Source organism: Rhizobium sp. rho-13.1, from assembly GCF_007000305.1.
Classification (GTDB): Bacteria; Pseudomonadota; Alphaproteobacteria; order Rhizobiales; family Rhizobiaceae; genus Rhizobium; species Rhizobium rhododendri.
The window spans coordinates 427107-443902 of the sequence record NZ_SCFL01000002.1; the positions used below are offsets into that span (position 1 = coordinate 427107).

Annotated in this window: 15 protein-coding genes; 10 read left to right on the forward strand and 5 right to left on the reverse strand. The window is 60.6% G+C overall.

Annotation, left to right across the window (positions count from 1 at the left end; genetic code table 11):
• The first annotated feature begins 695 nt into the window (after window positions 1-695).
• Window positions 696-905, forward strand: coding sequence for a cold-shock protein (locus EQW76_RS08515; protein ID WP_111216728.1), 210 nt, complete (start codon window positions 696-698; stop codon window positions 903-905).
• 117 nt (window positions 906-1022) lie between these two features.
• On the opposite strand, the gene EQW76_RS08520 is transcribed toward EQW76_RS08515, so the two are convergent.
• Window positions 1023-1691, reverse strand: a complete 669-nt coding sequence (locus EQW76_RS08520) for an OmpW family protein (protein ID WP_142823972.1) — start codon at window positions 1689-1691, stop codon at window positions 1023-1025.
• 282 nt (window positions 1692-1973) lie between these two features.
• On the opposite strand from EQW76_RS08520, the gene mscL reads away from it, so the two are divergent.
• The 4 genes from mscL (at window position 1974) to EQW76_RS08540 (ending at window position 6139) form a co-directional block, all read left to right on the forward strand.
• Window positions 1974-2408 (forward strand): large conductance mechanosensitive channel protein MscL, encoded by a 435-nt coding sequence (gene mscL / locus EQW76_RS08525; RefSeq protein ID WP_142823973.1) that lies wholly within the window; start codon window positions 1974-1976, stop codon window positions 2406-2408.
• A gap of 131 nt (window positions 2409-2539) precedes the next feature.
• Window positions 2540-3706: a pyridoxal phosphate-dependent aminotransferase gene (locus EQW76_RS08530; RefSeq protein ID WP_142823974.1), complete on the forward strand. Its 1167-nt coding sequence runs from the start codon at window positions 2540-2542 to the stop codon at window positions 3704-3706.
• 209 nt (window positions 3707-3915) lie between these two features.
• Window positions 3916-4947 (forward strand): UDP-glucose 4-epimerase GalE, encoded by a 1032-nt coding sequence (gene galE / locus EQW76_RS08535; RefSeq protein WP_142823975.1) that lies wholly within the window; start codon window positions 3916-3918, stop codon window positions 4945-4947.
• 133 nt (window positions 4948-5080) lie between these two features.
• Window positions 5081-6139 carry an enoyl-CoA hydratase/isomerase family protein gene (locus EQW76_RS08540; protein WP_142823976.1) on the forward strand — a complete coding sequence of 353 codons (1059 nt, stop codon included), beginning with the start codon at window positions 5081-5083 and terminating at the stop codon, window positions 6137-6139.
• Between the two features lie 21 nt (window positions 6140-6160).
• On the opposite strand, the gene EQW76_RS08545 is transcribed toward EQW76_RS08540, so the two are convergent.
• Window positions 6161-6922 (reverse strand): SDR family NAD(P)-dependent oxidoreductase, encoded by a 762-nt coding sequence (locus tag EQW76_RS08545; protein WP_142823977.1) that lies wholly within the window; start codon window positions 6920-6922, stop codon window positions 6161-6163.
• 81 nt (window positions 6923-7003) lie between these two features.
• Here EQW76_RS08545 and EQW76_RS08550 point away from each other — a divergent pair, with 81 nt between their 5' ends.
• Entirely contained in the window at window positions 7004-7564 is a 561-nt protein-coding gene (locus EQW76_RS08550; RefSeq protein WP_142823978.1) for a helix-turn-helix transcriptional regulator, read from the forward strand.
• Between the two features lie 134 nt (window positions 7565-7698).
• Here the strand turns inward: EQW76_RS08550 and EQW76_RS08555 are convergent, their stop codons facing one another.
• Entirely contained in the window at window positions 7699-8097 is a 399-nt protein-coding gene (locus EQW76_RS08555) for a RidA family protein (protein ID WP_142823979.1), read from the reverse strand.
• A 144-nt stretch (window positions 8098-8241) separates the two neighbouring features.
• Here EQW76_RS08555 and EQW76_RS08560 point away from each other — a divergent pair, with 144 nt between their 5' ends.
• From EQW76_RS08560 to EQW76_RS08570, 3 genes are all read left to right on the forward strand, one after another.
• Window positions 8242-8835 (forward strand): TetR/AcrR family transcriptional regulator, encoded by a 594-nt coding sequence (locus EQW76_RS08560; RefSeq protein WP_142823980.1) that lies wholly within the window; start codon window positions 8242-8244, stop codon window positions 8833-8835.
• A 268-nt stretch (window positions 8836-9103) separates the two neighbouring features.
• Window positions 9104-10501 (forward strand): MATE family efflux transporter, encoded by a 1398-nt coding sequence (locus EQW76_RS08565; RefSeq protein ID WP_142823981.1) that lies wholly within the window; start codon window positions 9104-9106, stop codon window positions 10499-10501.
• On the forward strand, window positions 10498-10920 hold the full coding sequence (locus EQW76_RS08570) for a glyoxalase superfamily protein (protein ID WP_142823982.1): 423 nt from the start codon (window positions 10498-10500) through the stop codon (window positions 10918-10920). The genes EQW76_RS08565 and EQW76_RS08570 overlap by 4 nt, the downstream gene beginning before the upstream one ends.
• Before the next feature lie 10 nt (window positions 10921-10930).
• On the opposite strand, the gene EQW76_RS08575 is transcribed toward EQW76_RS08570, so the two are convergent.
• Complete coding sequence (locus EQW76_RS08575) at window positions 10931-13000, reverse strand: ATP-dependent helicase (RefSeq protein ID WP_142823983.1); 2070 nt, start codon at window positions 12998-13000, stop codon at window positions 10931-10933.
• 249 nt (window positions 13001-13249) lie between these two features.
• On the opposite strand from EQW76_RS08575, the gene EQW76_RS08580 reads away from it, so the two are divergent.
• Window positions 13250-14122: an SMP-30/gluconolactonase/LRE family protein gene (locus EQW76_RS08580; RefSeq protein ID WP_142823984.1), complete on the forward strand. Its 873-nt coding sequence runs from the start codon at window positions 13250-13252 to the stop codon at window positions 14120-14122.
• Window positions 14123-14176: 54 nt separating this feature from the next.
• Here the strand turns inward: EQW76_RS08580 and secD are convergent, their stop codons facing one another.
• Window positions 14177-16738: a protein translocase subunit SecD gene (secD, locus tag EQW76_RS08585; protein WP_142823985.1), complete on the reverse strand. Its 2562-nt coding sequence runs from the start codon at window positions 16736-16738 to the stop codon at window positions 14177-14179.
• Between the last annotated feature and the right edge of the window lie 58 nt (window positions 16739-16796).

Genomic DNA, 16796 nt, shown 5'->3' on the forward strand with positions numbered 1-16796 from the left:
TTCTTAATTCTAAAGAGGAGGCCATGTATCTCTAAAATTGCCAATGAACAGCCGGAATATCGCGGCAAAAAATTGCGCTTTCGCAAGTCAGTGCCATTCCAGCATTAGAAATAAACGAAATAACGCATGAAAAAGCAAAGCCTGGCTGTCTGTTTATACACTAACAGTAATGATCCCTCGTAGTTTGAAAGCTCCATGGATAATCGGTTGCTGGAAATCGCGGTTAGCGTGTCGACAATGTGAATGCATTGAGTATCGCTAACCACTTCCGGGAACGACCTGAAAGTTGCTGCAATCGTTGATTCGTGACGCTTCGGGAGCCATCGCTCAAAGGTGGAAGTGGACCTGGGATTTTAGACTTTGACAGAGCCATTCCAGGTTGAATTTGCATTTTTTTGGGCCGCGCCCGCCACGCCGTTGCCCCATCCAAACGTCGGGCGTGCAAGGCCTTCCGGCAACCGATCAATGCACCCGTATGAGTAACAGGCTTCAGGCGGTGAGACTTTGCACTCGCCGTGGCTTGAAACAGCGACGGAGGTCGGATATAAACGTCGCCATCGATCTTGCTAGATGAACTTTGTTGCGGCCATTCCAGCCGTTGCTGGCGAACTTCCCTTCAAAATCGGTTTTCACCGCGATCCGGGCGTTTTCCGGGTTGCGTTCTTCTCTACTCGCGATTCGAAAAGGATATCGTTATGGCATCAGGTACAGTTAAGTGGTTCAACGCAACCAAGGGCTTCGGCTTCATTCAGCCTGACGACGGCGCAGCCGACGTTTTCGTACACATCTCGGCCGTTGAACGCGCCGGCATGCGCGAACTCCAGGAAGGTCAAAAGATCTCCTACGAGCTCGTTGCTGACAAGCGTTCGGGCAAGATGTCTGCAGACCGCCTTCAGGCAGCCTAAGACATTTTCATCACGGGCGGCAGGCTTTGCCAGCGTCCGTGACGACAGACTGGAAAGGCCGGGCTTTGTCCCGGCCTTTTTGCATTTGGCAGTTCGCGGTGGAGTGCTGCCTGCCTGTCAGAAGCGGTAGGTGATGCCGGTGCCGATCATGAGAGGATCGAGGTTGGCCTTGCCACTGACATGGCTTCCTCCAACGGTCGCGTCGAAGTCTGGCCGCAGGATCAGTTTCTTGACATCGACGTTCAGGCCCCAGTGTTGGTCCAGCATGTAGTCGAAGCCTGCCTGGAAGGCGACGCCGAACGTGTTCTTCACATTGAGGCTGTCGGCGCTGTTGCCGGACTGGTTATAGAACATCGTGTAGTTGATGCCGGCGCCGACATAGGGGCGAAACGCGCCGAGGCTGGTGACGTGGTACTGCAGCGTCAGTGTCGGTGGCAACATCCAGGTCTTGCCGATATTTCCGAGGCTGAAAATCGATCCCTGGCCATGGACTGTCGATTTGGTGGTGCCAAGTATCAGTTCCACGGCAATGTTGTCGTTGAAGAAATAGGACACATCCAGTTCCGGGATAACGGTATTGGAAAACGACAATCCGGAGCCGTCGATACCGTCGACCCGGCCTGAATCGCGCGGAATGACGCCAAGCGCCCTCAGCCTGATCTGCCAGGGGCTTTGCGCCTGCAGGGATATCGACGGATCTACGGTGGTGTCGGCTGCACCGGCCGATGTCGCCACTGCCAGCATTCCGGCAGCCAACAATATCCTGATCGGTTTATAAAATTTCATGGATCTACGTCCTTCGTAAGCGGAATTGCTTCCTGAAGGGCAATCATCGCGCGCTGGTGGGAGGCCGGGTTTGAGCGAGATCAAACGAGCACCCCGAGTGTTGCCAGGAGTTACCATTCTGCGCCAAGCTGTCGTATTTTCGCCACAGTTGGATGGGGCTCAACTTGAATATGAGGCTGCACGCCACTCTCCCGGTTGCAGAATGACTATTGAATTCAGTCGCAAAAGATGTTGCTAATCAAATCGGGATCAACGTACTGCCAATCCTAAAGGGGGGCGTCCATGCTCAATGAATTCAAATCTTTCATCGCCCGTGGCAACGTCATGGACCTTGCCGTTGGCGTGATCATCGGCGGCGCATTCAGCGGCATCGTCAAATCGCTGGTGGACGACATCATCATGCCGGTCGTCGGCGCGGTTTTCGGGGGCTTCGATTTCTCGAACTATTTCATCGGCCTTTCGAGTGCAGTCAATGCGCCGACACTGGCAGCCGCGCGCGCGCAAGGCGCAGTCTTTGCATACGGCAACTTCATCACCGTGCTCATCAATTTCCTGATTCTCGCCTGGATCATTTTCATGATGGTCAAGGGCGTCAACGCGCTGCGCCGGCAGGTGGAGCGCAAGGAAGAAACGACAACAGCCGCGGCACCTCCGCCGGCCGACGTCGCGCTGCTGACAGAAATTCGCGACCTTCTCGCCAGCCGGACTGCCGTATGATCGTGTTTACCGGAACCCGCCGCATTGCGGTGGGGTTTCTTCCATCACTGAAATCGATTGGTCATCCAAGCAAAGTCATGGGATTTCCGCGTCGAACTGCCTTATGAAGGCGGCTAACCGGAGACCCCAGCATGTCCATCGTAAACAGCCTCAGCCCGCGCGCGCTTGCAGCCCCCGAAAGCGGTATCGTCGAAGTCCTCAACTATGCACGTGGGCGGGAAGGCCTGCTGCCGCTCTGGGTTGGCGAGGGTGATTTGTCGACGCCTGATTTCATCAACCAGGCCGCCATGGCCTCGCTTGCCGCCGGCGACACCTTCTACACCTGGCAGCGCGGCATCCCGGAATTGCGCCAAGCGCTATCGGATTATTATGCCCGTCATTTCAACGTGGCGCTCTCACCCGACAATTTCTACGTCACCGGTTCAGGCATGCAGGCGATCCAGCTCTCCGTCCAGGCGATTACCTCGCCGGGCGACGAGATGATCTATTTGACCCCGGCCTGGCCGAACATTGCAGCGGCCCTCGAAATCGCCGGCGCACGCTCGGTCGGTGTCCAGCTCGATTTCGAAGGCGGCAAGTGGGCCCTCGATATCGGTCGCATCGAGGCCGCCATCACGCCGAAAACCAAGGGCCTGTTTCTCAATACACCGTCCAACCCCACCGGCTGGACTGCGAGCCGTGAGGATCTGACCACGATCCTGGCGCTCGCCCGCAAGCACGGTCTCTGGATCATGGCCGACGAGATCTACGCGCGTTTTCACTACGCAGGCGGTCGCGCGCCATCGCTGCTCGATACCAGGCAGCCGGATGATCGCATCCTCTTCGTCAATTCCTTCTCAAAGAACTGGTCGATGACCGGTTGGCGCATCGGCTGGATCGTCGCGCCGCCTGAAACCGGGCAGGTGCTGGAGAACCTCGTGCAATATTCGACATCTGGCGTTGCCCACTTCATGCAGATGGGCGCGGTCGCTGCGCTTAATGCCGGCGACGTGTTCGTGGAGAGCAACATCGAAAAGGCGACGCTGTCGCGGGATATCCTCTGCGAGGCACTGGTTGCCACCAACCGCGTCGAGACGCTGAAGCCCGACGGCGCGCTATACGCTTTCCTCAAGATCGACGGTATTACCGACAGCCGCCAGGCAGCGCTCGATATTGTCGACAAGACCGGCGTCGGCCTGGCACCGGGAACGGCGTTTGGGGCTGGCGGGGAACTGTTCCTGCGCGCCTGCTTCCTGCGCGATCCCCGACAGATCACCGACGCCGCAGAGCGGTTGAGCAAGTATATCCTCAGCCTCTGATCGCCCACGCGAAAGTCTCCACACTCCCGGCACAGGCTCAGGAGTGTGTTCTTCCGCGCAAATTCGCTAAAAGCCTGTCTATCTCATCAAGACATTGCTAACTACGCCACCATTCTCCGACCCTTAAAGTTGTGGAAAGGTGGATTGATAATCAAATATCAAATGACGCGAGCCAATGCTCCCGCGATGACAAGCCAGGGATGCAAGACATGGCGATATTGGTAACGGGCGGTGCCGGCTATATCGGCAGCCATATGGTCTGGACCTTGCTGGATGCCGGCGAGGACGTGGTGGTGATCGACAGACTGTCGACCGGCTTCCGCTGGGCTGTGGCACCGGCTGCGCGTTTTTACCTGGGCGATGCAGCCGACGAGACCGTGCTGCAAAAGATCTTTGCCGAAAACGATATCGAAGCGATCGTCCATTTCGCGGGCTCGGCCATTGTCTCGTCCTCGATCAAGGATCCGCTCGCCTACTACGAGAACAACACCGGCAAGACGCGCGTGCTGATGAGCGCTGCCGTCAGGGCAGGGGTTCGCCATTTTGTCTTCTCCTCCACAGCCGCCGTCTACGGGCCGCAGCCGACGGGCGAACCGGTGCCGGAAACTGCCTCGCTCAATCCGGAAACACCCTATGGGCTCTCCAAGCTGATGTCGGAGTACATGCTGCGCGACGCCGCTGCTGCCTACGATTTCCGCTATGTCGCACTGCGCTATTTCAACGTCGCCGGAGCCGACCCGGAAGGCCGCACCGGCCAGTCGACGGAAGGTGCCACGCATCTCGTCAAGGTGGCCTGCGAGGCAGCACTCGGCCGGCGCCCGGCCGTCGATATCTATGGCACCGACTATCCGACCCATGACGGCACCGGCGTACGCGACTACATTCATGTCAGCGATCTCGCCGAGGCGCACCTGAAGGCCCTGCAGCACCTAAGGGCAGGCGGGCCTTCGCTGATTGCCAATTGCGGCTATGGCATGGGCTATTCCGTCCTCGACGTGCTCAACATGGTGACGCGGGTTCACGGACGCGCCTTCCGGATAAACCACGCGCCGCGCCGGCCGGGCGATGCAGCCTGCGTCGTTGCCGATGCAAGCTTCGCTCGCGATGTGCTCGGCTGGACGCCACGGCGCAACTGCATGGAAACCATCGTGCGCTCGTCGCTCGCCTGGGAAAATCATCTGGCGCAGCGCCGCGAGGCCGACCGGTTCACGACCCCAGCCCCCGTCGCCGCCGTCTGCTGATATCGCAACGGAATGCACAGTGCGCGTGCGTCTGTCGCCGTACTTGTCAATCCCGGCGTCTTATTCTCAGATGGCGCTGGACAGACCGGTAGAGGGTGCCCATCTCCTTCGCAAAAAGGGGCGGAGTTCGGCAATGCAGGCAGCAGACGAGATCATCATCGAACGCAACGGCTCGCTCGGCGTCATCCGGCTTAACCGACCGAAGGCGCTGAACAGCCTGACGCTATCCATGGTTCGGGCCATAGCCGGCAGCCTCGAAAGCTTCGCCGCCGATCCGGCGATTGCCAGTGTCGCTATCATGGGCGAGGGCGAGCGAGGACTTTGTGCCGGCGGCGACATCCGCGCCCTGCATCAGAGCGGCAGCGCCGGCGGCAAGGACGCCACCAGCTTCTGGCGCGAGGAATTCCGGCTCAACCGGATGATTGCCGAATACCCGAAACCCTATGTGGCACTGATGGACGGCATCACCATGGGTGGCGGCGTCGGCCTCTCCTCCCATGGCAGCCACCGCATCGTTACCGAGCGGACGCGCCTGGCTATGCCCGAGACCGGTATCGGCTACTTCCCCGATGTCGGCGCCACGTGGCTGCTCTCCCGCGATGGAGGCGAGACCGGCACCTGGCTTGCCCTGACAGGCCTTGCCATCGGCGCTGCGGATGCGATCGATGCCGGCCTTGCCGACCATCACGTAGCCTCGCAGGACCTCGCCGAAGTGCTTGCTGCCATTGGCGGATTGCCGCCGGGCGCTTCGGCGGAAGACGTCCATACGGCAATTGCAGCCTTTGCCACGCCGCCGGAAGACGGCATCTTCGTCGCCAACGCCGTGACGATCGGCCGTGCGTTTGCCCATGACAGCGTCGAGGCCATCATGGCGGCGCTGGCCATGGAGCCTGACGCCTTCGCCGCCGACAGCCTGAAAGCCATCGCCACGCGCTCCCCGACCAGCCTGAAGCTGACGCTGCTCCTGCTGCGCGCCGGGCGGAAGAGCCGGGATCTATCCGAATGTCTGGAGCGGGAACTCGGCGCCTGCCGCCAGATCCTCAAGACTACCGATTTCTACGAGGGTATCCGCGCCGCCATCATCGACAAGGACCGCAATCCGCAATGGTCCCCCGACAGCCTCGATGCGGTGGACGAGGCGGCGCTGGAACGCTTCCTTGAGGTGTCCGAGGCAAAGCTGTTCGACCGGTAAAAACGGCTGCGTCGCCCCCGCTCAGTCCTTGGGCGTATATTCGACCATCATCGCCAGCACCTCGTCGAATTGTCCCGCCCGTTCGGCATTGCGAAAGTAGCGCACACGCTCGACGCTCACTTCTTCCGGCGATTGGTCGCCATTGCCATGGAGCAATGCCAAGACCTCGTCGGCAAATTCGCCGAGCGGCTGCGAGTTCGGGTCCAGGGATTGACCAGGTGTCAGCTCGGTCTGCACCTGAGGCGGAATGATCTCGATGATCTCGACCCGTCCCTTGAGCAGCGGGCGGATGGCGGCAGTGTAGGAGTGGATCGCTGCCTTGGAGGCGCTGTAGGTGGGCGAGGCCGGGTAGGGCACGAAGGCGGTCCCGGACGAAACATTGATGATCGTCGCATGGCTTTGCGCGGAGAGGTGGTCGATCAGCGCATTCGTCATCCGGATCGGACCCAGCACATTGGTCACGATCATACGTTCCGCGTCGGCGAGGTCGCGCTTCCGGGTCGGATTTTCGCTCTTGTAGGTCCCGGCATTGTTCACCAGCACATTCAGGTCCGGATAGGCAGCGACGATCACGCCGACGCCTGCTTCAATCGCAGCGGCATCGTCGATGTCGAGTTCGTGGACGAAGATATTTTCCCGATCCTGCGCTGTTTCTTCCAGCATCTCGCGGCGGCGCCCGGTGACGATGACGCGATTGCCGGCATCGTGCCAGCGCTGGGCAAGCGCACGTCCAATGCCCGAACCGCCGCCTGTGACGAGGATTGTGTTGCCGCTTGCCTTCATGTCGTTCTACTCCTTGAAAAGATACCCGACAAATCGGGATGCAGGGGAATACTCCTGCGAGAGTAGTATCGCGAGAGTAAGATGTCGTCAATTCGCTTGTTCATTCTGTCGTCCTTCGATCTGCTCGGGCCCATGCATGGCCATCGGCTCCGGCTAGAAGCCGAAAACCGCTATGTATCACTTTGGACCGACATATCGGTCGGAGCCGTCTACGGAGCAATGTCGAGGCTGGCGGAGGAGAAGCTTCTTCGTCAGATCAGCGAAGAGCGTGATGGCAATCGCCCCGTGCGGCAGATCTATGAGATCACTGACGAGGGTCGGCGCGTTCTCGCCGATCTCCGCCGTTCGGGCCTCACCGACATCTGGTACAAACACGACCCGTTCGACCTTGCCCTGATCCGGCTCGACCCCGCCAGCGCCGCCGAACTGCCGCGCCTCCTCGATATCAGGTTGAAGGCGCTCGAAGCGCAGCTAGCGGAAGCCAATCGCATCAACGACTGGGCGGCTCCCTACATCGGCATCACCAAACGATCGGCGCTTAAGCACGGGCAGCACCGGTTACGGGCCGAGATCGGTTACCTGCGTGAGGTGATCGCCGATATCGATGCCATCGTCGCAGAGGTGAGTGCGGGCAAAGTCTGACCGCTGCCGCCACATGCCCGCATTCGCGCGCCCGTCCTCGGCAAGGGTCGCAATTCGCGATGGCTGCCCGCAGCCCTGGCAGCCATCGCCGGTTTCGGGTTCGTATCAGCAGTGAGACAACACCGCGGTCGAATCTAAGCCTTTGCCGGCAGGCGCGCGATCACCTTGATCTCGAAATCAAAGCCGGCGAGCCATGTCACCCCGACGGCAGTCCAGGCTGGATAAGGCTTTTCCCCGAAGTAGCGCTGCTTGACCGGCATGATGGTGTCGAACTGGTTCTGCGGATCGGTGTGGAGCGTCGTGACATCCATCACATCCTCGAAGGTGCAGCCCGCTGCTTTGAGCACGGCAGCCAGGTTCTCGAAGGCACGTTCAACCTGGCCCTGGAATTCGGGTTCAGGTGTCCCGTCGATGCGGCTGCCGACCTGGCCGGAGACAAACAGCAGGTCGCCGGACTGAATCGCTGCCGAATAGCCGTGTGCTTCGTAGAGCGCATGTCTATGAGGTGGAAATATTGCGTTTCGCGTGGTCATTTTATTCCTTCTGGCCACCGTGGGAGCTTCGCCATCAGGCTTCCCACGGCGGACAATTTGAGATACGTTGCGTATGCGAAAGTAGATGACATACGACGTGTATGTCAATCTATATACGGTACGTATGTGAAATTGGAATGATGAATGGCAAAGCGGCGCGCCGAGACGATGGAAGAAAACCGCGGCAAGCTCATTGCCGCCGGGCGCAAGGCGTTTGCGGAAAAAGGCTATTTCGCCGCGTCCATGGACGAATTGACGGCTGATGCTGGCCTGACGCGCGGCGCGCTGTACCACAACTTCGGAGACAAGCGCGGACTGCTCGCCGCCGTGGTCAACGAGATTGATTCAGAGATGGCGCAACGGGCCAAGGCGATTGGTGCGGCCCAATCAGACGAGTGGCAGGGTCTGCTCGCGGAGGCGACGGCCTATATCCAGATGGCGCTTGACCCCGAGGTTCAAAGGATTGTTCTGCTGGACGGCCCCGCTGTCCTCGGAGACCCATCGAAATGGCCCAGTCAGGACAACTGCCTCGATGTGACAAGGCAGGCGGTGCAAAGGCTTATGGAAAAAGGGATACTCAAGCCCCTGGATGCCGAAGCGGTTGCCCGACTTCTCAGCGGGGCTGCGCTGAATGCCGCGTTGTGGGTCGCTGCAAGTGAAGATGCCGAGACCGTCCTCCCGAAGGCCATCGACGCGTTTCAGGCACTGGCCACGGGCCTGCTCTCCAGACCAGTGTGAGGCACACCAAAGCTTGTCGGCTAAATCCGCCAGAATTCGGAGCCCCGGCACCCCTCCGCGGCTCTTGAAGCGAAGTCCCCCGGAAACTGGCTCGTTGACAAAGATTTCCCGCAGTGATTGAAGTGGCACGGGTTACGAACACCTGCCGCCTGCAGACGCAAGTCACGGTGAAGTTCGGCAGACAGATTATCCTCACCCTCGAAGCATTTCGGTGGTGGCAATGCGGGCTCCCATCCTCAGCCGAAATGCCTCTCTGGAGGAGTGAGCAATGTCCACAGGACATTCTGACGACAACCTATTTCTGACTGCGCCTGTGCACAAAATATTTGCCGCTACCGCCTTGCCCATGGCTGCCATCATGCTGATGAATGGGCTTCTTGGTATCGTCGACGCCGCATTCCTCGGTCGGTTCGTCGGCACGAAAGCCATGGCAGCGGTCGGCATCGCCTTCCCCGTGCTCATGCTAACCATTGCCCTCTCCACGCTCGTCAGCGCCGGGATGTCCAGTTTCCTGGCTCGCCAGCTTGGCGCCGCTGCCCGCCAGGCCGCTGCCGCGACCTTTGCGGCCGCCCATGGGCTTGCCCTGCTCATCGCCGCAATGCTGATCCTGATATTTCTGGCGGGAGGATGGAGCTTTGCCTTGCGAAGTGCCGGCTCCGACAGATCGGTTGCGGAAATGGTCTGGGTCTTTCTGGCGATTAGCATATTCGGAACTCCGGTGCAGTTCCTGTTGGGGATTCACGCCGATGCCTGGAGGAACGAGGGAAAAGCGGGGTTGATGGCGCTCATGTCGCTTGCCGTGACGCTCATCAATATTGTGCTGAACTACTTCATGATCGTGCTGCTAGAACTCGGGATCGCTGGATCGGCGCTCGGCACGATACTCGCGCAGGCAATAGGGTTGGGACTGTTGGTCGGCTTGCGCCCGTTTGTCGACGGGATGATGCCCCTTGGGAGCCTCTGGCGGAACCGCTGGACAGGGGAATGGCGACGGCTGCTGGCGCTAGGAGCGCCGGTCAGTCTGGGTTTCATAGGCATAGCACTTTCGGGAACGGCCGTGCTTCTTGCCCTGCGTCTCGGCATCAGCGTAGATTACGAGAAATCCATCGCCGCCTATGGCATCGTGACCCGCGTTTTCGGTTTCGCGTTTTTGCCGATCATGGCGATCGCGGTGGCTATGCAGAGCGTCGTCGGCAACAATGTTGGTGCCGGCTTCTCCGCCCGCGCCGACAAGGCCCTTTGGATCGCGGCGACAACCGTATTGGTCTATTGTTTTGCAGTGGAAGTTTTTCTGCTCTGCGCCGGGGGTAGGGTCGGCGCATTGTTTGTCTCAAATCCCGATGTGATTGCCGAAACCGGAAGGCTTTTTCGGCCTATGGCGGCGTTCTATCTGGTTTCAGGACCGATTTTTGTCTTCGGAATGTATTTCCAGGCCGTGGGCCAACCGGCGCTGGCGGGCTTGCTGACGGTAGCCAAGCCGTTCGTGCTGCTGCCGTTGCTCATCGCGGTTATTGCAGCGATAGGGGGCGCCGATCTTATCTGGTTCGCCTATCCGCTGGCAGATAGTCTCACCGCGATTGTCGCTCTGCTGGTGCTGTCTGCTGCCTTGAAAACGCGTAGGCTCACGGGCGGGATAGGCCTGAGTGGCATGGGGAGCCCGTCATGACTGTCAGAACCATCGCGGAAGCCAAAGCGCAAGCAAATAAACTGAAGACCGCCTTAGCTCTCCAGGGTCTAAGTTTGGGTCATGGCCAGGCACTCGAGGTGATTGCGCATCAGTCCGATGCTCGCGATTGGAACACCCTGTCGGCACGCCTGGCAAAGGCAGTGCCTGCGCCTTTTTTCCTGCGTCAAAGGGTGCAGGGGCGGTATCTTGGACAGGTTTTCAAAGGCGCGATCAACGCTTTGTCCTCCACGGGGAAATATTATTCCGTCTCTATCCGGCTTGATGAACCGGTGGATACGGTGACCTTCGCTGGCTTCTCCAACATGCGCCGCATGGTCAGAGGCGTTATAGACGGCAATGGAAACTCAATCCGGAAGACGTCGAACGGAACATTCCACTTGGTCTTGGCGCCGCTATGAGGGACCGCCGCTACCGCCACATCCCTCGCATCCGCGCGCCGACATCCACCCGGATCTGCCTTGCCTGCTGCGCGGCGGGTGAGTCTGAGCGGGCGGTGGGCCAGCCGCAGACTTCGAAGAACTGTAGCAGCGTCGCAGGAATGAAGCGGGTGCGGTTGGCATAGACGTGGCGGTCGCCCTGGGCGTTCTGGCCGTGGACGAAGAAGCGCTGTGGCAGCACCAGGTCTAGATTGTCCTTGGCGCGGGTCATCGCCACGTAGAGCAGCCGACGCTCCTCCTCGATCTCGGCGCTGGTGCCGACGCCGAGATCCGAGGGAATGCAGCCGTCGATGACGTTCAGCATGAATACCTTGGTCCATTCCTGGCCCTTGGCGGAATGGATGGTCGAGAGGATGAGATAATCTTCGTCGAGCAGCGGAACTCCGGCCTGGTCGCTCGTCGCATCCGGCGGGTCGAGTGTCAGTTCGGTCAGAAAACGTTCCCGCGAGGGATAGCCCGAGGCGATCTGCTCGAGCTGCAGAAGATCCGCCTGCCGTGTCGCTGCATCCTCGTGCAAGCGCTCCAGATGTGGCGCATACCATTCCCGCACCAGGCCGATTTCAGCCGGCCAGCCGGCCTTGCCCGATTTCACCGCCTGCAAGGTCTCGACAAAACTGGTCCAGTCATCGCCGCTGCGAGGCGGGGCGGGGATTTCGGTCAGCGCGGTAATCGGGCTCGCCTCGTCGTCCATCCGGTCGAGCACTTTTTGTGCTGTCGACGGCCCGACGCCGGGCAGAAGCTGCATCAGTCGGAAACCGGCCACGCGGTCGCGCGGGTTCTGGGCAAAGCGCAGTGCGGCCAGCATGTCCTTCACGTGGGCGCTGTCGAGGAATTTCAGGCCGCCAAACTTGACGAACGGAATGTTGCGCCGCGTCAGTTCGATCTCCAGCGGGCCGGAGTGGTGCGAGGCCCGGAAGAGCACCGCCTGCTGTTTGAGAATTGTCCCGCCCTCGCGGTTCTCGAGCACCATGTCGGCGATGTAGCGGGCCTGGTCGGCCTCATCGCGAACGGTCACCAGCTTCGGGCGCTGTGCCGATGTCCGCTCGGTGCGCAGGTTTTTGGTAAAGCGCTCCGAGGCGAGATCGATGACGGCGTTGGCGGCGGCAAGGATCGGCTGCGTCGAGCGATAGTTGCGGTCGAGCGTGACGATACGGGCGGCCGGCGAAAATGATGTGGGGAAATCGAGGATGTTGCGCACCGTCGCGGCGCGGAAGGAGTAGATCGACTGGGCGTCGTCGCCGACAACCGTAAGGCCCTGTCCGCCGGGCTTCAGCGCCATCAGGATCGACGATTGCAGCCGGTTGGTGTCCTGGTATTCGTCGACCATGACATGGTCGAACCGGTTGCCAATGTCTTCGGCGATCAGCGGCTCATGCACCATATGCGCCCAGTAGAGCAGCAGGTCGTCGTAATCGAGGACGTTCTGCACCTGCTTCGCCTCGACATAGCTGGCAAAGAGTTCCCGCAACTGATTCTCCCAGGTGGCGCACCACGGGAAGACATCGCGCAGAACCTGGTCCAGCGGCGTCTCGGAATTGACCGCGCGCGAATAGATGGCAAGGCAGGTGCCTTTGGTCGGAAAGCGGTTCTCGGTCTTCGAAAAACCGAGGTCGTGCCTGATAAGGTTCATCAGGTCGGCGCTATCTTCGCGATCGTGGATCGTAAACGCCGGGTCGAGGCCGATCTGTTCGGCATAGTCGCGCAACAGGCGCGCGCCGATGCCGTGGAATGTCCCGCTCCAGGCCAGTGCGTCCGTCATGATCCCGGCTTTCGGGCCGAGCACCTGGGCGCAGATCTTCTCGACGCGGCGGCCCATCTCGGCAGCAGCCCGGCGGGAGAAGGTCATCAGCAGGATGCGGCGCGGATCGGCGCCCTTGACGATGAGATGCGCCACGCGGTGGGCGAGCGTGTTGGTCTTTCCGGAGCCGGCACCGGCGATCACCAGCAGGGGTCCGGAGACATGGCTTCCGTCGATGTCGGTGCCGTGCTCGACGGCCAGCCGCTGCTCGGGATTGAGTTTTTCCAGATAGGCGGCGTTCATCGGCTCTCCTCTATTGCTCCGGAGCGGCCGCTGCCATGCCGTTATTGAGTTTCCGAAGATTTTCGGAGCACCATTAGATTGCCCGAATGTTCGTTAAATGTTCTGAATCGGCGAAAACTGTCAAGCGAGCTTGGGTCTGTTTGACGCAACGATGCCCAGAGGGACGGCGGTCGGCTATCGTTTACTTAACGAATCGGAAAGGTTAGCAATGTCTTTAATGTTATTGCGTACCCCGGGAGATGCGTCGGAATGAATGAGACGATTGCAGTCGGGTTGCACCAGCCTGACGGGCCGGTCGGACTGCAGGATGGGCGCATCGCATATGTCGAGATGGAAGACGGCCGCCGGTGCGTATCGGTAATCGCACCGCACGGCCAACGCCGGGAAATCTGCCGACCGGGAGGACGTCCGTCAGGCTTGGCTGTCGATGGCGATGGCTGCTTCTGGGTGGCTGGCGGTCCGGAAAACTCGCTGGTTCGCCTGTCGCCCGAAGGTCGTATGCTGCAGATGATCGAAGGCAGCGAGACGGGACCCTTCGTCCTGCCGCGTGATCTCGCCTTCGGTCCGGACGGGCTTCTGTACATGAGCGACGCCGGCGTTCGGATTGCCGATCTCGTCATCGGCCAAACAATCCGGCCGGACTTTTTGAATGCGCCCTACAATGGTTGCATCTACCAGATCGATCCCGCCGACGGGCGCGTGCTCCGGTCGCTGGCTGCGGGTCTGCTGCTGGCGAGCGGCATTGCCTTCGATTCGAACGGCTTGCTCTATTACAGCGAGATGCTGACGGGGAATATCTACCGCCAGGTGCTTGGCGGCCGGCAGGAAATCTTTGCCCACGCCCTGCGCTCGCCGATGGGGACGCGCCTGAAGGGACCTGCCGGACTGGCCTTCGATCGCGACGATACACTGTACTGCGCCGTGTATGGCCAGGGCGACATCTGCCTGATCGACACGTCCGGCAAGCTCTCTGGCCATATCCGCACGAACGGCACGCTGCCGAGCAACGTCGCCTTCACCGTCGATGGCAAGCAGGTGCTGATCACCGAACAGGAGCACGGCGCCATCGAGCGCATCCCGGCGCCCAAGCCGGGGCTGCCGCTGCACCGTCCAAAGATCTGATCCGGCTATGGAGTAAAGAAAAAGGGCGCCTCCTGCCGGGGCGCCCTTTCTTTTTTATTCCGCTGCCGGAAGCTGCTTCTTCGGCTTGGCCGCTTCGGCTTCTGCTGCCTTGGCGTCGTTTGCGACGGTAACTGCGCGGTGGCGGGTGCGCCAGTCGCCGAGGAACAGCAGGATCGGCGCCGCGATAAAGATCGACGATGCACCGGCAACGAGGATGCCGAACACCATCGGAATGGCGAAGCTCGACACGGCGCTGCCGCCCCAGATCGCCATCGGGACCAGCGCCAGGAATGCGGTAGCGTTGGTGTAAAGGCTTCTGGCGAGGGTTTCGTTGATCGACTTGTCGATGATCTCGCGCAAGGGCATCGACTTGTAGAGACGCATGTTTTCACGCATGCGGTCGTAGACGACGACCTTGTCGTTGACCGAGTAGCCGACCATCGTCAGCACCGCGGCGATGGCCGTCAGGTTGAAGTCGAGGCCGGTGATAGCGAAAAAGCCCACCAGCTTGGTGACGTCAAGCACCAAGGTCACGATGGCGCCGACGGCAAACGGCCATTCGAAGCGGAACCAGATGTAGAACAGCATCGCGAAGCTGGCGATAACCACCGACAGGATGCCGGCCCAAGCCAGTTCGCCCGAAACCTTCGGGCCGATGACATCGGTGCCTTCGACCGTTGCTGTCGGGTCGATCTTGGTGACTTCGGCTTTCAGCTTTGTAACTGCTGCCGTCTGGGCTTCCTCGCCGCCATCCTGGCGCTGGGCCCGGACCAGAATGGTGTTCTTGTCGCCAAACGACTGCAGGGTGATTTCACCCAGGCCGAGTGTGTTCAGGCCTTCGCGGAACGTCGAAAGATCGGCCGTCCCTTGCGTCTTCACCGACATCTGGATGCCGCCACGGAAGTCGACGCCGTAGTTGAGGCCCGGATAGATGAACAGTCCGATCGACGCGAGCGACAGGATCGCCGACACTGCGACGCCGAAAAAGCGGGCCTTCATGAACTGGATGTGCCGGTCATAGGGTGAGAACCGGAACATCGACTGGATGTTGATGACCTTCAGCTTGCGACGGCGGGCGATGGCGATCATCACGACGCGCACGAAGGCGACCGAGGTGAACATCGAGATGATCAGGCCGAGACCCATGGTGACGGCGAAGCCGCGCACCGGGCCAGAGCCGAAGTAGAACAGGATGGCGGCGGCAATCAGCGCCGTCATGTTCCCGTCGATGATGGTCGAGTAGGCGCGACGGAAACCGTTGTCGATAGCGGCAAAGGCTCCGCGTCCCTTGCGGGTCTCTTCACGGATACGCTCGTTGATCAGCACGTTGGCGTCGACTGCAAGGCCGATGCCGAGGACGATACCCGCGATGCCCGGCAGCGTCAGCGTGGCGCCGACAAGCGTCAGGGCCGAGAAGGTCAGGATCGTGTGGATCAGCAGGGCGACGTTGGCAAGGATACCCCAGGTGCCGTAAAGCACGAAGATGAACAGGGCGACGAGGGCAAAGCCGACGAGGCCTGAATAGATGCCCATCTTGATGGCATCGGCGCCAAGATCGGCGCCTACCGTGCGCTCCTCGATGACGGTGAGCTTGGCCGGTAGGGCGCCGGCGCGCAGCAGAGCCGACAGCGTGGTTGCGCTTTCGGCGGTGAAGTTGCCCGAGATCTGGCCGGAGCCACCGGTGATCGGTTCGCGGATGACCGGCGCGCTCAGCACCTTGTTGTCGAGAATGATGGCAAATGGCTTGCCGACATTGGCACGGGTGATTTCAGCAAAGCGGTTGGCACCGGCGCTGTCGAAGCGGAACGTCACCAGCGGTTCGTGGGTATTCTGGTCGAACGAGACGCGGGCATCGGCGAGGCGGTCGCCGGAGAGCTCGACGCGATCCTGGATCGCATAGCTGTTGCCCTTGTCGTCCTTCATGACGGTGACGCCAGGGCCGGGGTTGGTGATGTCGCCGCTGTCAGACAGCATGTGGAACGACATTTTCGCCGTCGAACCCAGCAATTCGCGCAGGCGCGAAGGATCCTGGGTGCCCGGCAGTTGCACGAGAACGCGGTTGTTGCCGATACGCTGGATGGTCGGCTCGGACACGCCAACCTGGTCGACGCGCTGGCGAATGATCTCGAGGCTCTGCTGGACGGCGGCATCGACGTTGGCATTGATGCCGACCTGCGAATAGGCAAGCGTGATGATGCCGTTATTCGAGGCCACGTTGAGGTCGGATTGCCCGGCGCTGATGCCGGTGGTGATGGTGTTTGCCAGCGTCTTCAGCTCGGTCACGGCCGCGTCGCTCTGCGACGGGTCGGTGAGCGCAATGACGACCTGCGTCGCATTCTGGACGACCGACTTGGTCTGGATGTTCTTCGCCCTCAGCACGCGGCGGGCATCCTGGACAAGCGTCTGCAGACGTTCATGCACCAGATCGCCTTCGTCGACTTCGAGAACGAGGTGGGAGCCGCCGCGAAGATCGAGGCCGAGTGCGACCTGGCTATGGGGCAGCCAGGCGGGAATGCGGTTGAGAGCCGATTGCGGCAGGACGTTCGGCAGGGCGATGAGCATGCCAAGCACGATGATCACCGAGTAGGTGAACACGAGCCATGGAGAGGTGCGCATGATGTCTATCCTTGAATACGCGTTTGCCAGCGGGAAAAGCGCTGGCGCGTGTGTCTGG

Bases quoted from the DNA above. Each gene is read 5' to 3' on its own strand.
- EQW76_RS08515 (WP_111216728.1), top strand. From the start codon at position 696: ATGGCATCAGGTACAGTTAAGTGGTTCAACGCAACCAAGGGCTTCGGC.
- EQW76_RS08520 (WP_142823972.1), bottom strand. From the start codon at position 1,691: ATGAAATTTTATAAACCGATCAGGATATTGTTGGCTGCCGGAATGCTG.
- mscL (WP_142823973.1), top strand. From the start codon at position 1,974: ATGCTCAATGAATTCAAATCTTTCATCGCCCGTGGCAACGTCATGGAC.
- EQW76_RS08530 (WP_142823974.1), top strand. From the start codon at position 2,540: ATGTCCATCGTAAACAGCCTCAGCCCGCGCGCGCTTGCAGCCCCCGAA.
- galE (WP_142823975.1), top strand. From the start codon at position 3,916: ATGGCGATATTGGTAACGGGCGGTGCCGGCTATATCGGCAGCCATATG.
- EQW76_RS08540 (WP_142823976.1), top strand. From the start codon at position 5,081: ATGCAGGCAGCAGACGAGATCATCATCGAACGCAACGGCTCGCTCGGC.
- EQW76_RS08545 (WP_142823977.1), bottom strand. From the start codon at position 6,922: ATGAAGGCAAGCGGCAACACAATCCTCGTCACAGGCGGCGGTTCGGGC.
- EQW76_RS08550 (WP_142823978.1), top strand. From the start codon at position 7,004: ATGTCGTCAATTCGCTTGTTCATTCTGTCGTCCTTCGATCTGCTCGGG.
- EQW76_RS08555 (WP_142823979.1), bottom strand. From the start codon at position 8,097: ATGACCACGCGAAACGCAATATTTCCACCTCATAGACATGCGCTCTAC.
- EQW76_RS08560 (WP_142823980.1), top strand. From the start codon at position 8,242: ATGGCAAAGCGGCGCGCCGAGACGATGGAAGAAAACCGCGGCAAGCTC.
- EQW76_RS08565 (WP_142823981.1), top strand. From the start codon at position 9,104: ATGTCCACAGGACATTCTGACGACAACCTATTTCTGACTGCGCCTGTG.
- EQW76_RS08570 (WP_142823982.1), top strand. From the start codon at position 10,498: ATGACTGTCAGAACCATCGCGGAAGCCAAAGCGCAAGCAAATAAACTG.
- EQW76_RS08575 (WP_142823983.1), bottom strand. From the start codon at position 13,000: ATGAACGCCGCCTATCTGGAAAAACTCAATCCCGAGCAGCGGCTGGCC.
- EQW76_RS08580 (WP_142823984.1), top strand. From the start codon at position 13,250: ATGAATGAGACGATTGCAGTCGGGTTGCACCAGCCTGACGGGCCGGTC.
- secD (WP_142823985.1), bottom strand. From the start codon at position 16,738: ATGCGCACCTCTCCATGGCTCGTGTTCACCTACTCGGTGATCATCGTG.